Consider the following 13,705-nt stretch of genomic DNA (forward strand, 5'->3'; position numbering starts at 1 on the left):
CACTCTCATCAAATAAGATGGACCTGCGAGGTACGCCCTGTCCATTAAATTTTATTCGCTGTAAATTAGCTCTTGAAAGGTTAGAAAATAATGAGTTGCTTCAGGTTGATTTGGATGTGGGAGAGCCAGAATCTATGGTTATCTTCGGTCTTCGAGATGCAGGGCATAAGGTTGAAATTGTGGGTTACGAAGATGATTGGATGAGGGTTTTGGTTGTCAACAACTGTGGAGAGTGAATTCAATTCTTTAATAGGTACTGTTGTGGCTTCACAAGCCAATTATTTTGAGGTTGAGTTAGACGATCTAAATAAGAATATTTTGATGGATTTGAATGGTTTTGATCATCAAAAATCTCTTCGAATACTGTGTACCCGAAGGAGTCGTTTGGATCATATAGGTACCCTCGTGTCGACAGGTGATCGTGTTTGGATCGAAGCTATTGACTGGAAAGCTTGTACGGGAGTAATTGTTAAAGTAGAACCGCGAATAAGCTGGATTGATAGGCCTCCAGTTGCCAATATTACTTCCTTATTTGTTGTCTTATCATTGAAAAATCCCGCTTTTGATTTAGATCAGGCCAGCCGTTTTTTGCTCACAGCAGAAAAAACAGGATTAGATTTGCACTTATTGCTTACAAAGACAGACTTGATGGCAAAGAATAACGTGGAGCAAATGTTAAAACGAATAGAAGATTGGGGTTACGAACCTATTCCTATTTCAATTAAAAGTGCAGAAGGTTTGGATCATTTGAAATCCCTATTTCTCAAGAAAGGCTTAGCAGTCCTTTGTGGGCCTTCAGGAGTAGGTAAAAGTAGTTTGCTTAGCTATTTTCTGAAAAAAAAATCAATTAGAGTCGGCAAGTTATCTGGCAGATTACAACGTGGTCGCCATACAACTAGACATGTGGAACTTTATTCCTTTGCGACAGGTTGTTATGTTGCAGATACACCAGGTTTTAATAGACCTTCTCTTGAATGTGACCCCTCTGATTTACCTTATCTTTTTCCAGAAATTAGGAGTAAGCTCAATGAGAATAGATGTAAGTTTAGAAATTGCTTGCATTTAGACGAACCTGGCTGCTCAATTCCAAAAACCTGGGAGAGATACTCTTTCTATAGAAATTCTATTTTAGAAATACTTAATTCTCGGCGTTAAAATCAGGCAGATTTAATTTTAAGCCTCCGGTCAACTCTTCCATGCGCTCTTTCATTGTTGTTGTTGAGAGTTTGTATGCTGCCTGTAAAGCTTCTAAGGTAGCTTCTTCAATAGTTTCTTTAGACTCATTCAGAATAGTGTTGTTGAACTCAATTCGAAGGGGCTTTTGATTGCCCGAAATCCATACACTTACTCTCTTACTTTCATCTGTTGCTTGAAGCTCCATTTCATCCAATTCAACTTGAAGGCTTTGTGCTTCTTGTTGGATTTGTTGTGCTTTTCGAAAAGCTTCAGTTAATTGACCGAAATTGGGTAGTCCGAACGCTGCCATGGTTTTTAGAGGCGATAGTTGAATGCTAATGGTTTGAGTTAGATCCGAAGCCAAGAAATTTAACTTCAGTATGTAGTTTTAATCCATAGGCTTTTTCGACTTCGCATTGTATAAAGCTAATCAAATCATTTATGTCTTTTGCAGAAGCTGCTGCTTGGTTGACAATAAAATTGGCATGAATATTGGAAATTTCTGCCCCACCTATTCTGTAACCTTTTAAGCCTAGCCCATCAATAAGTTGTGCGGCTTTTAATGGTTCTGGATTGCGAAATACGCTGCCGCAATTAGGAAGGCTGTATGGTTGTGTGCTTGTCCTATGTATCAGGTTTTCGTTTGTTTTTCGGCAGACTTCGTCGCTGTTATGTCCAGCCTCTAATTGTAAAGTGGCTGAGATAACAATCAAATCATCTTCTTGCAAGCGACTATGGCGATAACCATAGAGAAGATCTTCTTTTTTAAGTTCAAATTGCTTGCCTTCACTTAGGGACATTACGGTTAAGGTTTTCAGCAGGTCTGAGATGCAACCCCCTTGTGCACCAGCATTCATGACCACAGCTCCTCCTAGTGTTCCTGGTATACCTATTGCCCATTCCAGGCCATGGAGACCTTCCTTGGCAGCACGTCGAGACAAGCTAGGCAGTGGTTCGCCAGCGAAGGCTTTCACTAATCCGGTATCTCCATTCACTTTTGCTCCGTTTAACTTGCGAGTGCATACACTTAATCCTTGCAAAGTTTTATCGTTAACCAATAGATTTGACCCTGCTCCTAAAACTTGGCAGGGAATGTTTTGGGTGTGTGCCCAATTGATAAGTAATTGCAGTTCATTGGGATCATTTGGCTCTGCAAAAAACTCTGCTTTTCCTCCAACACGCAAAGTAGTGAAATTTGCTAATGAGACAAGGCTTTGCAGATTCAGTTCTTTAATCAAGGGCGTTATGCTGCCATAGTGGAGCACCATTCTTCTAAATCATTCTTCTCATTTAAATGATTCCAAATATTGTTTATATCGCCAGCACCGATAACAAGAATAAGATCATTATTGCGACTATACTTTTTGATTGATGTTGTTAAAGTCTCGAGATTTTTACCTAAGAATATGGGTACATTTGGGTTTAGCTTATTAATAGCTTGTTTTAATGCCTGACTGTTTGCATTGTTTATAGGCTTTTCTCCTGCAGAATAGACTGGTGCCAAGAATAAACAATCAACTTTGCTAAGAACTGAGGCAAACTCTTGTATAAATTCTTTCATTCTGCTGTAGCGATGTGGCTGGAAGACCACAACCAGTCTTTCAGGGGGATTATCAAAGATAGTTTTTTTACTTTTTATCATTATTTTAGCCATCGAGATTGTTGCAAGGACCTCACTAGGGTGATGTGCATAGTCATCAACAATTTGTCTACCATTCCAATTACCTCGAAACTCAAACCGGCGTCCAGGTGTTTGTAGTTCTCCCAAATGTTTTTTGATTTCTTTAAATGGTATGTTTTGTAGTCGACATGCACTAATTGCTCCTAAAGCATTGCTGAGATTATGTAATCCAGGTACTGGTATTTGAATACGAGAAATAAGTTTTCCTTTTTCATAAAAGTCTGCAATGGTTTGGTCTCCATATAATGCAATAGGTATTGCGGCAAAGTCGACGTCTTCGATGTTATTGATAGACCACCAGGCGGAAGCTTTGAAGTTATCCCTCAAGATGCGGCAGTCATAGTTAGCCAAGAGGCTTTTGGAGCCTTCAGCAAACTTTTGCATAGTTTTTATTAATTCGTTTAGGTTTGGATAGTGGTCTGTGTGATCTAGTTCCAAATTTGTTATTACACTGCAGTTTGCTTGAAATTTCACAAGGGTCCCGTCTGATTCATCGGCTTCAGCTACAAGAATTTCTCCATTACCTACATGGCTATTGCTACCAAAGCAAGGTACATAGCCACCAATTGCCGCTGTCGGGCCCTGATTGGCTTTCTCAAGCAAGGTGCTAATAAAGGTGCTTGTAGTGGTTTTTCCATGGCTTCCGCCTACAGCTATGGAAGTTTGTTCTTTTATTAGCTTTGCCAGAAGGTCTGACCGGTGCCATATTTCCAAGCGTAGGTTTTCAGCAGCTTTTAACTCTGGGTTGTTTAGGGGTATTGCGCTGCTTTTAATGATTAAGGGGCTGATTTCGTATGTCTTGCAAAGTTGGTGAATATTCGAATCCCTTTGTCCCTTAAAAAATTTAACGCCTTTTTCTATTAGTTGGCGGATGCTTGGGTTGATTTGTTGATCTGATCCAGAAATGAGATGTCCTCGATCAGCCAGTATTAGGGCCAGTGCAGACATCCCTACACCACCAAGGCCTATGAAGTGAATGGGTCTTTTGCTGTTAATCGGATTCGCCGTAGGAGGAGTAGACGGTTGAAAGATAGGTCACCTTTGCAAGAAAGGCCCGCTTTTGCATGGTTTTTGGAGCAGGTCGTTACTCCATGGATTGTTTTTCTTCGTTTTCTGTCCTCTGATTCGACAAGAATTTTTGGCATTTCTGTATGATCGGCGGCCAACTTACTTTGCGGTATTCCCGCTTTAGATATGACTCTGCGCGTTGCGATAAATGGATTTGGCCGAATTGGTCGCAATTTCATGCGTTGTTGGCTGAGCCGAGGAGCCAATACAGGTCTTGAAGTAGTAGGCATCAACGTCACTTCTGATCCCAAGACCAATGCCCATTTGCTCAAGTATGACTCAATTTTGGGTCAGATCAAAGATGCTGAAATTGGTTATACCGACGATACTTTTATAATTAATGGGAAAAGCATTAAATGTTTTTCAGACAGGAATCCTCTTAATCTTCCATGGAAGGAATGGGGAGTAGATTTAGTTATTGAATCAACAGGTGTTTTTAATACTGATGTTGGCGCAAGTAAGCATTTAGAGGCTGGAGCTAAAAAAGTGATTCTGACAGCTCCAGGCAAAGGCGATGGAGTTGGAACCTATGTTGTTGGGGTTAATGCTGATCAGTATCAACATGATGATTATCAGATATTGAGCAATGCAAGTTGCACGACAAACTGCTTGGCTCCAATCGTTAAAGTTCTAGACCAAAAGTTTGGAATCAATAAAGGCTTAATGACTACAATTCATAGCTATACTGGTGACCAAAGAATTTTGGATAATAGTCATAGGGATTTACGTCGTGCAAGGGCTGCAGCAATGAATATTGTTCCTACTTCCACTGGAGCTGCGAAAGCTGTTGCTCTTGTTTATCCAGAAATGAAGGGCAAACTTACTGGTATAGCAATGCGAGTTCCAACTCCTAATGTATCGGCAGTGGACCTTGTTTTTGAAGCTGGATGCTCAACAAACGCAGAAGAGGTTAATGCAGTTTTGAAACAAGCCTCTGAAGGGTCTATGAAGGGTATTATTAAGTATGGAGATCTTCCATTGGTTTCTAGTGATTATGCAGGAACTAACGAATCCACGATTGTCGATGAAGCGTTAACTATGGCTATTGGGGATAATTTGATTAAGGTACTCGCCTGGTATGACAATGAATGGGGCTATAGTCAGCGAGTAGTAGATTTGGCAGAAATAGTTGCTCAAAGATGGAAATAAGTTCTAAACTTATTCGGGAATAATTAGCCTTTTGCTTCAACATTTATAAATCAAGATTTGGCCTTTTGGGACCATAATTTGACTATGTAAAATGTTTAAAGCAAGTATTTGGTTTGATCTCCTCCCTGGTGTCTTTCCATATAATTAATGGCTCTCCTTCTTCTATGTGTCCAATAATTTGACATTTTGGATTTGATTTAATCCATGCATTTGCCCATGTTTTAGGCAGGCTTACTACAAGTTCAAAATCTTCTCCTCCATTTAGGCACCAGTTATCCCAAATTTTTCCTGACGGCCAATTTTCGGCTACCGGAAGTCTTTCAGGATCGAGCACAGCAACACATTGGCTGCTTTGACAGAGATTATTGATGGCTTCTAGGAGCCCGTCACTGCTATCAGTTCCACCTGCACGGAATGGCAAGTCTTTAGGTTTAGTGTTTTTGAGTGCTTTTAGGGCTGCTAAAGCAGGCTTGGGTCTTTGATGGGCTAATAAAGCTTTCTTTTGAAGGGTTTCTGGTAGTTCCGTAGTAGAAAGGTTTAAATCCTTTTGTAACAAGGCGAGACCTAATCGACTGAGTCCATGTGGACCACTTACCGCTAAATAATCTCCGGGTTTTGCAGAAGATCTATGGAGCCGGAGGTCACCTAAAGAACCAATAGCAGTTATGGAAAGTATCCTTTCGCTCCCTTGGGAACAATCCCCCCCCAGTAGTACGCCGCCAAATTTTTCTAAGCATTCAGAAATACCCTGGTATACGCCATCAACCCATAACCATTGTGTATTTGGCGGGGTGACCAATCCAACAGTGACCCCAAGGAAATGGTCGCTTCCGCTTGCAGCCAAATCTGACAGATTTGCTGCAACTGATCTCCATCCCACATCATTCGATGAAGTCGTGATCTCGCTAAAGTGAATACCTTCCACGAAGAGGTCCGTGTTAATTAAAAGTTTTTTTTCGTTAAGATTTAACTCTGCAGTGTCATCATCAGCCTGATTGTTCGGGACATATTTGCTTATTCTTTTTAGTAGTTTTCTTTCGCCAATTTCTTTAATAGTTTCATCCATGTTCCTCTAGACGATTGGCACCGTCAAGCACTTTGATAGAAAGCACTCGATCATCTCCTCCTAAGTTTTCTAATACATTAAAACCTTCGACGATGTAACCAAAAGCTGCATTTCTCCCATCAATTAGGTTGCGCCCTGCAGGTGTGAGCTCTGGTTCATACAAAAAAATGAAGAACTGAGAAGAACCATCATCTACTGCTTGGTCAGAATGAGACCAGCCTAGAGTGCCAAATGTAGAAAAAGGAAGTATTGGGGTTGATTTGTATAAACCAACATCTTCAAAGGTTTCATTGTAAAGGGTTTGAGATTCCTCTGGAACCCTTATTTCTAAAGGCACACGTCTTTCATCTCCAGTGTTGGGATTGATATAACCAATGTCTGGGCCGTCTGGATCCCCAGTTTGTAGTATGTAAAAGTCTTCGGCTCTATTAAATGGTAAATTATCATAAAATCCTTTAAGAGCTAGATCTACAAAGGCCCCTGAAGTCAGTGGTGCATTGTAACCATCAATTACAGCGATCATCTCTCCTTTGTTTGTATTAATTGAGACCGTTGCTCTTCCTAGTAATCTAGGTAAATCTTTGAATTCATCTGGAATATTGTAAGGAAAACCTTCAGTTAAGAAAAGTCCTTCTAGGTCGCCGATTTGATTTAGTGCTTTTCTACGTGTCTCTATGAAATTTGTTTGATTTTGACTGCTAGCATCTTGTCCAAGACTTTGTAGGCTTTCTTCTAAGGCCTCTAAGAGTGCTTTGCCTTCTTCTTGACGATTGATTGGAATATTCTCCAGGATTTGTTTTTTGCGAGTGGTTAAGAGAAATTGGGTGGAACTTGCTGCTTCGTTTAAAGCTGCCCATTTATTTCCAGGTATTTCGTTGCTAGTTACTTCAAGTGTGTGTTGAATCCCTTGCAGATCCGTTTGTTGTACAGGTAGTGCGTTGCGCAATATTGCAGAAGGATCTTTCAAAGCATTGCCAGGAGGGAGCCCAGCTAAAAGAGGCTTGCTTGCTAGGAGCCCAGTGGTGAGAAGGATTGTGAGGGCTGAAATAAGTAGACGCAAAATTGGCATTTAGCAGTTGAGTCCTTGTGGACTTTGGCACAGCTCTATGATCACCTAATCCGTTCCGCGGGAATGATCTCAAGTAACGACTTCCGGACAGGTACCACGATTGAACTGGATGGAGCTGTTTGGCGTGTTGTTGAATTCCTGCATGTCAAGCCTGGTAAGGGCTCTGCTTTCGTGCGAACCAAGTTAAAAGCTGTTCAGAGTGGAAATGTGGTGGAGAAAACTTTTCGTGCTGGAGAGATGGTTCCACAAGCTTTGTTGGAAAAGTCCACCCTTCAGCACACTTATATGGAGGCTGGGGATTATGTCTTTATGGATATGTCTAGTTACGAAGAGACTCGCTTGACTTCTAAACAAATTGGCGAGGGTCGTAAATATTTAAAAGAAGGCATGGAGGTGAATGTGGTTGCTTGGAATGGAGATCCGCTGGAAGTTGAGTTACCTAACTCTGTAGTTTTAGAAGTCACTCAAACAGATCCTGGAGTGAAGGGTGATACTGCTACAGGTGGTACTAAGCCAGCCATCCTTGAAACTGGCGCCCAGGTTATGGTTCCCCTTTTTATTTCTGTTGGTGAGAAAATTAAGGTTGACACTCGTAATGACAGCTATCTCGGGAGGGAGAACTAAACAACATGCAGCTTGATCATGAACAACTGCACCTTCTGCTTTCAGCATTGGAGCAAAGCGATATCCAAGAGTTTCGTCTGGAGGGGGATGACTTTCGCTTAGAAATCAGGCGAAATTTACCTGTTGCTTCTCAGACCTTAGTTCCTGTAATTTCTCCACCTACTACTGAGGTCCCAGCCACTTCATCAACTCCTCAACCCAAGTCAGAGCCCTCTCAGCCGGCAGGAAACCCACCTCCAGCAGGAGCTGGCTCTAGAGCTGATTTGCTAGACATTACAGCTCCTATGGTTGGGACGTTTTATAGAGCCCCTGCTCCAGGGGAACCCTCTTTTGTTGAAGTGGGTAATCGTATTGGTGTGGGTCAAACGGTTTGCATTCTTGAAGCAATGAAATTGATGAATGAATTGGAGTCCGAGGTCAGTGGTGAAGTAGTTGAAATTCTTGTGGATAACGGAACTCCCGTGGAGTTCGGTCAAGTGTTGATGAGAGTTAAGCCAAACTGAATTCAAGGATGACTTAAATCCCAAGCTGTTCTTATAGCTGCAATCATGCTGTTAGGTCTTGCTTTACCTGTCCCTGCGATGTCAAAAGCTGTTCCATGATCCGGGGAGGTTCTGAAAAAAGGCAGCCCTAACGTTGTATTGACAGCTTCATCGAAAGCTAGAAGTTTGATTGGAATCAATCCTTGATCATGATAAAGAGCAAGTATTCCATCGTAGGTATTAGAGGTTATTCTCCCTTGCCATGAAAGAGCGGCTGAAAGCCAGCAAGTGTCTGGTGGCAATGGTCCTTCTAGTTTTATATCTGGATTTTGTATTCGCCATTTGTCTAAAACTGGTTTTATCCATTCTTTTTCTTCTGTGCCTATTAATCCTTCTTCTCCTGCGTGGGGGTTTAAACCAGCAACTGCAAGTTTTGGATTTTTATTAAATTTTTTACAAAACTGTGAAAGTATATTTAGCTTTTCTTCTAAGACTAAAGGGGATAAGTAGTTGTTAAGTTTTAGTAGCGGTATATGGGTTGTTGCTAGAAGAGTGTTTAAGCGCCAGTTGTTATGAGGGGATAAAGCTGTAAATAACATTGTTGCTTGTTGGCTATTTGTAAGCTTTGCTAGTACTTCTGTTTGACCTGGATAATTATGTCCAGCTGCATGCCAAGAATGTTTTGCAATAGGTGCTGTTACTAGTGCTCTTCCATTTTTTTGGAGTGTTAGTTCAATCGCTCTCGTAAGCCATCTAAAACTTGCCTCACCATTTTCTTTTGATGCTCTTCCTGGATTTGCGATGGTATTTAAGGGAATATTATTGATTGTTAGATCTTTTGGATTAGCTATTTGGTTTATCCCTTGTGATATGAGCCTTCGATAAGTTTCTTCGATTTGTTTTTGGCAACCCACAAGCAATGGTTTCATTGTTGAAGGTAATTTTTTCGATGCAAGTGCTTTAAGTGTGATTTCTGTGCCGATCCCACCAGGGTCGCCCAAAGCGATTACAATTGTTTCATCCTTTGGTATTGAAGATTTTTCTGGGAATGTCATGTTGCGTTTAATTCTGTTGGGCTTGTTGTTTTTTGGATTGACTAGCGGATTGCGTGATGGATGGCTTGTAATTAAGTGGTCACAGCTTTTGAATCAAGTTGGTTTTGCAGAGGTCGATCCTGATAAGCCTTTGAATTGGAACGAATTTTTATTTAGTTGGTTGGAGAGGAATGTAGACAAATCTACTTCTGATTAGTCTATTTTTTAAGGTTGAGATCTTCTTTAAAGCAATCCTTTAACCCGGATTTATAATCTGGATGAAGCAACTGATAGCCTAGTTCTTCACACAGCAATCGGTTTTTTATTCTTCTATTTTCCTGCCAAAATGATAAGGCCATTGGATTCATTTTGCTTTTTGCTATTTCAAAGGGTTCTAAAGGCGGTAAAGACTTATCTAGTAATTTTCCTGCAAAACGTAGTACGTCAATATTTGAGGCAGGGACGTTATCGGCAATATTAACGATTAAGGGTTTTTGACCTTTTTCAGCAAGGCTGATGAGATGCATTGTTGCCCCAGCTATGTCATCAACATGAATTCTAGAAAATACTTGTCCAGGCTTATCAACCATTCTGACATTGCCTTTGCAGATGCTTGTGATTGCTGAGCGTCCAGGGCCATAAATTCCAGGAAGTCTCAGGATTTGAATTGGCAGCCCAGTTTGTTGCCAAGCTTCTTCACATGACAAACGTCTTTTACTTCTTAATTGAATTGGTTTAGGAGAATCTTGTTCTGAGACCCATTTGCCTTTGGAGTCTCCATAAACTCCTGTGGTCGATAGATACCCCACCCATTTGAGCGACATATCTTTCAGTTGTTCTTCTAGGCAGCTAAGGACTGGGTCTTTGCCATCTGCGTCTGGAGGAATCGAACTAAGCAAATGTGTAAATTTTTCTAGTTTTAGGTTTGTAGGGATTGTTTTATTCACGCTGTCAAAAATTACATCTGCCCCTTGGCTATTGATTTGTCTACGACTGCAAACGGCTTCGTTCCCAAGAGCTCTGGCAAGAGCTGCAATGTGTTGGCCACTAAAACCTCCTCCTAGGACAAGTAGCTTGGAGCCTTTAGGAAGAGGTGTTGACCTGTTGACAAGTGATTCAAGCATGAGTACAAGTGTATTAGTCGGCTAGTTGCCAGTGCTTAATTCACCTTTGAGTTTCTTCACCACATCCAAGTCCATCGTTTTTGGACAATTCTGCAGGGTTTGGTTTGTTCATCGGCTTAGTGGTTTCAATCTTTGCAATATGGCAGTTGTCAGCCTTGTGCTTTTTGCAACATGTTTGGCTCCGGAGGAGCCTGCTCGACAAGCTTCCATCTGCGAAAGATATAACTCTCCACAGGCTTGTCGGGTGCTGTAAACGGTTTATTAGGCCGCTTGTAAACTCCATTCTTCATCCAAAGTAGTTTTGCTTTGAGATTGTTTTTCAGGAATATGAGATTGTTTTTGCTTCTCCAACTCTGATGGTTTTGCCCATTGGAGTAAACGTAATGCAAGGCGAAGATCGCCATCCATCCATGCCCTTATGGCCATTGCGCGTCGTGGGTCATAGAAGCGTTGACGCCTGTACCAATGGAAAGCTTCTTCATCAGATTTGTCACCATTACACGAAAGACATGCTGGCACACAATTTTCTGTAAGGCTTAACCCTCCTCTGCTGCGAGGGATAATGTGATCAATAGATTCAGAAGCTTTCCCGCAATAAATGCAACTCTTTTGGGTAAATGCATGTAGCGATTGCCTCCACCTTCTAGCTCTTAATTTTGGGCAGAGATCATCGAGAAAAACCGCGTCTCTGTAGTGCATCCGAGGTTATCGGTTGAAGTCAGTTTGCCTTGATTGAAGAGTAAGTCAATGTTTGTTTTGTTCTATTTACAGTTCTAGTTCTTTGCTTGCTAACTTTCTTGCCAGATTCTCTAAAAGCAGTAAATTTGTTTTTACTCTCAAACTGGATTTGTTCTTACGTCTTTAACTCGTTGTTCTCTGGGCTTGACCTCAGGAGGTTTGATAAAAGTATCGTTTCCTTTTGATGCGGTTACTCATGCTCAATTACGCAGAATTAGGCCTCGAGGTTATTGGCGGGGTTCTCGAGTTGGCTGGGAATTTCCCTTGGCTGCAGCTAACAGTCTTCAAAATTATTTAGGGAACAGATTTGTAGTTGAAGAAGAATTAACTAATTGGTTGTCTTTGTTTAATCATCCCTTACCTCCTTTGCCCAGGCATAGGTTTTTAATTTCAGAGGGAGATTTAGACAAAGAGTTATTAGATGGTCGCCATCCCCTTTCGCACCAGCGTGTTGGTGCTAGATGGTTGTTGGCTAGGCGAGGGGCGGTACTGGCGGATGAAATGGGGCTTGGAAAGACTTTGACAGCACTTTTAGCTGCTAGGGCAATGGTGCGAGCAGCAAATGTCAAGGTAATGGTTATTGCTCCAGTAGGTCTCCACAATCATTGGCTTTATGAAGCTAAAGCTTTGGGATTATCTATTCATTTGCAAAGTTGGGCCAAATTGCCCAAGGAGTTGCCAAAAGCTGGAACAGTTTTAATCGTTGATGAGGCACATTTTGCACAAAACATTAAGGCAAAAAGAACTCAAGCAATGTTGCGCCTCGCTCGGCATCCACGTTTACGAGCAATATGGTTGATCACTGGAACACCATTTAAGAATGGCCGACCTTCACAGCTGTTTCCACTATTAGCTGCTATCGATCACCCTTTAGCTAGAGATCAAGTCAATTACGAAAAGTCTTTTTGTAATGGTCATTGGGTAGAGAAACAAGGCCGCCAAGTTTGGGATTGTTTAGGTGTAAGTAATTTGAGTATTCTTCGTCAGTTAATTAGACCTTTGTTTTTAAGCCGTAGAAAACAGTATATTTTGGACTTGCCTCCCAAATATCGATTTGATCATAAAGTTGTTTTAACTGACTCTCAGGCGCTTGGTTTTGACCATCGAATTGACTTAGTGATAGATGATTATCGTAGAAGAGTTCAAGAAGGCTTAGTTTCGTCAGATGCAGAATCATTAGCAATTTTAACTTCTTTGAGAAGAATTGGCTCCGAGTTTAAATTGCCAGCTGTGAAAAAGTTTTTAGAAGATAGACTTCGCAAATCTGAGGCAGTAGTTATTTTTAGCAATTTTGTAGAGCCATTGGAATTGCTTCAAAGTAGCCTCGGGGGAGAACTCCTGACAGGTCGTCAGAAACTTGTAGAACGAGAGGAAGCTGTAAATAATTTTCAAGGAGGATCTAGTTCTTTGCTATTTGCAACTTTTGCTGCTGGTGGCTTAGGTTTTACTTTGCATAAGGCAAGGCATGTGGTTTTACTTGAGAGACCTTGGAGTCCTGGAGATGTTTTACAGGCTGAAGATAGATGTCATAGAATTGGTATGGATTCTGCTCTTAATATTCATTGGTTTAAGTTGGGTTTTGCAGATCAATTGGTAGATGCTCTAGTTTCCACAAAAAATGACACCATAGAAGTTTTGCTAGGTCATGATAAGTTGCGCATCAAGCGTCAATCATTGGCAAAAATGTTGCTTAGTTGTGTGCAGGATGCCTGACGAATTCTGAATTCTGCTTTAAGGATTGGATCATTAAAATTATCTTGTGACTTAATTAGTTTTGTTGCTGCAAGAACATCTTCACATGCTTTTTCCTTGTTATTATTTAAGATGTGTAAAAGGACTCGATCATTAATTAAAAAAATATTAGCGGGATATTTTTTGATTAATTCATCACACAAGGCGATAGAAGATCCAATAGATTCAATATTAAGTTTTTCAAGGCAACTGTTTTTGTTGTCTCGATTGCTTCTGATCTCATTGAAATCACAACCTGCAATCGCAAGCAACAAGCCTGTGCAGAAGATATTAATTAGCCTTTGATAATTCTTCAATAGCTATAACGATCCCTGCTTCCTTTTTTCTTAGAATTAATACTTTTGTCTTGGATTTCGGATTCACTTATGTTGCTATTAGTGATTGGGGTTGCCCCTCCAAAGAGATCACCAAGATAGCTTCCACAGTTTGGATATGTTGTTGGCTCCTGGACTACAGCTTCAGTAATCATCACTGCCGCGTGTCTTGGAGATGTTTTGAAGAGCCCATTGGATTGTCTTTTGATCAAGGCATATGCGGCCCTCCAGCTGACTTCATGTTCATTTCCATTGTCACGCATATAACAATAAATCTGGGCTCCTTTTTCACTTGTGTCTCTTGGAGAGGCTTGGCCTAACTGGGTTAGGAGGTTCATGCCAGCCATGCTGATTAGGGTAATGCAGAAGAAAATCCTTTTTGGATTTAGGAACATTGGTTAAAAGCAAAGCAGTATCCATCAACGTAT

The 13,705-nt window shown here is 41.0% G+C and carries 17 protein-coding genes; 7 read left to right on the forward strand and 10 right to left on the reverse strand.

Annotated elements, in window-relative coordinates; translation table 11 throughout:
- Positions 1 to 17 precede the first annotated feature (17 nt).
- Positions 18 to 236: a sulfurtransferase TusA family protein gene (locus SOI83_RS06425; protein ID WP_320675873.1), complete on the forward strand. Its 219-nt coding sequence runs from the start codon at positions 18 to 20 to the stop codon at positions 234 to 236.
- Positions 214 to 1,155, forward strand: a complete 942-nt coding sequence (gene rsgA, locus SOI83_RS06430) for a ribosome small subunit-dependent GTPase A (RefSeq protein WP_320675874.1) — start codon at positions 214 to 216, stop codon at positions 1,153 to 1,155. The genes SOI83_RS06425 and rsgA overlap by 23 nt, the downstream gene beginning before the upstream one ends.
- On the opposite strand, the gene SOI83_RS06435 is transcribed toward rsgA, so the two are convergent.
- Genes SOI83_RS06435 through murC form a run of 3 tightly spaced genes read right to left on the reverse strand, consistent with a single transcriptional unit; the run spans position 1,139 to position 3,889 of the window.
- The gene (locus SOI83_RS06435; RefSeq protein WP_320675875.1) at positions 1,139 to 1,486 is read right to left on the reverse strand and encodes a YbaB/EbfC family nucleoid-associated protein; all 348 of its coding nucleotides are present in this window, start codon (positions 1,484 to 1,486) and stop codon (positions 1,139 to 1,141) included. The genes rsgA and SOI83_RS06435 overlap by 17 nt on opposite strands.
- 25 nt (positions 1,487 to 1,511) lie before the next feature.
- A complete protein-coding gene (gene murB, locus SOI83_RS06440; RefSeq protein ID WP_320675876.1) occupies positions 1,512 to 2,444 on the reverse strand; it encodes a UDP-N-acetylmuramate dehydrogenase in 933 nt (310 codons plus the stop codon).
- Positions 2,420 to 3,889 (reverse strand): UDP-N-acetylmuramate--L-alanine ligase, encoded by a 1,470-nt coding sequence (murC, locus tag SOI83_RS06445; protein ID WP_320677694.1) that lies wholly within the window; start codon positions 3,887 to 3,889, stop codon positions 2,420 to 2,422. The genes murB and murC overlap by 25 nt, the downstream gene beginning before the upstream one ends.
- A 162-nt stretch (positions 3,890 to 4,051) precedes the next feature.
- On the opposite strand from murC, the gene gap reads away from it, so the two are divergent.
- Positions 4,052 to 5,074 (forward strand): type I glyceraldehyde-3-phosphate dehydrogenase, encoded by a 1,023-nt coding sequence (gene gap / locus SOI83_RS06450; RefSeq protein WP_320675877.1) that lies wholly within the window; start codon positions 4,052 to 4,054, stop codon positions 5,072 to 5,074.
- 82 nt (positions 5,075 to 5,156) lie between these two features.
- On the opposite strand, the gene thiL is transcribed toward gap, so the two are convergent.
- Both thiL and SOI83_RS06460 read right to left on the reverse strand, forming a co-directional pair.
- Positions 5,157 to 6,140: a thiamine-phosphate kinase gene (thiL, locus tag SOI83_RS06455; RefSeq protein WP_320675878.1), complete on the reverse strand. Its 984-nt coding sequence runs from the start codon at positions 6,138 to 6,140 to the stop codon at positions 5,157 to 5,159.
- Positions 6,133 to 7,209 carry a peptidylprolyl isomerase gene (locus SOI83_RS06460; protein WP_320675879.1) on the reverse strand — a complete coding sequence of 359 codons (1,077 nt, stop codon included), beginning with the start codon at positions 7,207 to 7,209 and terminating at the stop codon, positions 6,133 to 6,135. Before SOI83_RS06460 ends, thiL begins: the two co-directional genes overlap by 8 nt.
- Before the next feature lie 63 nt (positions 7,210 to 7,272).
- Between SOI83_RS06460 and efp the strand changes: the two genes are divergently transcribed.
- Positions 7,273 to 7,833 (forward strand): elongation factor P, encoded by a 561-nt coding sequence (gene efp / locus SOI83_RS06465; RefSeq protein ID WP_320675880.1) that lies wholly within the window; start codon positions 7,273 to 7,275, stop codon positions 7,831 to 7,833.
- Between the two features lie 5 nt (positions 7,834 to 7,838).
- Positions 7,839 to 8,336: an acetyl-CoA carboxylase biotin carboxyl carrier protein gene (gene accB, locus SOI83_RS06470; protein WP_320675881.1), complete on the forward strand. Its 498-nt coding sequence runs from the start codon at positions 7,839 to 7,841 to the stop codon at positions 8,334 to 8,336.
- Between the two features lie 2 nt (positions 8,337 to 8,338).
- Here the strand turns inward: accB and pdxA are convergent, their stop codons facing one another.
- The gene (gene pdxA / locus SOI83_RS06475) at positions 8,339 to 9,370 is read right to left on the reverse strand and encodes a 4-hydroxythreonine-4-phosphate dehydrogenase PdxA (protein WP_320675882.1); all 1,032 of its coding nucleotides are present in this window, start codon (positions 9,368 to 9,370) and stop codon (positions 8,339 to 8,341) included.
- Between pdxA and SOI83_RS06480 the strand changes: the two genes are divergently transcribed.
- Positions 9,369 to 9,566 (forward strand): 4-hydroxythreonine-4-phosphate dehydrogenase, encoded by a 198-nt coding sequence (locus SOI83_RS06480; RefSeq protein WP_320675883.1) that lies wholly within the window; start codon positions 9,369 to 9,371, stop codon positions 9,564 to 9,566. The two genes, pdxA and SOI83_RS06480, sit on opposite strands and share 2 nt — an antisense overlap.
- Position 9,567: 1 nt before the next feature.
- Here the strand turns inward: SOI83_RS06480 and SOI83_RS06485 are convergent, their stop codons facing one another.
- Positions 9,568 to 10,473 (reverse strand): SDR family oxidoreductase, encoded by a 906-nt coding sequence (locus SOI83_RS06485; protein WP_320675884.1) that lies wholly within the window; start codon positions 10,471 to 10,473, stop codon positions 9,568 to 9,570.
- Positions 10,474 to 10,734: 261 nt separating this feature from the next.
- Entirely contained in the window at positions 10,735 to 11,172 is a 438-nt protein-coding gene (locus SOI83_RS06490) for an HNH endonuclease signature motif containing protein (RefSeq protein WP_320675885.1), read from the reverse strand.
- A gap of 183 nt (positions 11,173 to 11,355) precedes the next feature.
- Between SOI83_RS06490 and SOI83_RS06495 the strand changes: the two genes are divergently transcribed.
- Complete coding sequence (locus tag SOI83_RS06495; RefSeq protein WP_320675886.1) at positions 11,356 to 12,924, forward strand: DEAD/DEAH box helicase; 1,569 nt, start codon at positions 11,356 to 11,358, stop codon at positions 12,922 to 12,924.
- Here the strand turns inward: SOI83_RS06495 and SOI83_RS06500 are convergent.
- Positions 12,879 to 13,259, reverse strand: coding sequence for a hypothetical protein (locus SOI83_RS06500; protein ID WP_320675887.1), 381 nt, complete (start codon positions 13,257 to 13,259; stop codon positions 12,879 to 12,881). The genes SOI83_RS06495 and SOI83_RS06500 overlap by 46 nt on opposite strands.
- Entirely contained in the window at positions 13,256 to 13,615 is a 360-nt protein-coding gene (locus SOI83_RS06505; RefSeq protein ID WP_320675888.1) for a DUF6554 family protein, read from the reverse strand. The genes SOI83_RS06500 and SOI83_RS06505 overlap by 4 nt, the downstream gene beginning before the upstream one ends.
- Between the last annotated feature and the right edge of the window lie 90 nt (positions 13,616 to 13,705).

This window comes from Prochlorococcus sp. MIT 1300, assembly GCF_034092375.1.
Taxonomy (GTDB): domain Bacteria; phylum Cyanobacteriota; class Cyanobacteriia; order PCC-6307; family Cyanobiaceae; genus MIT-1300.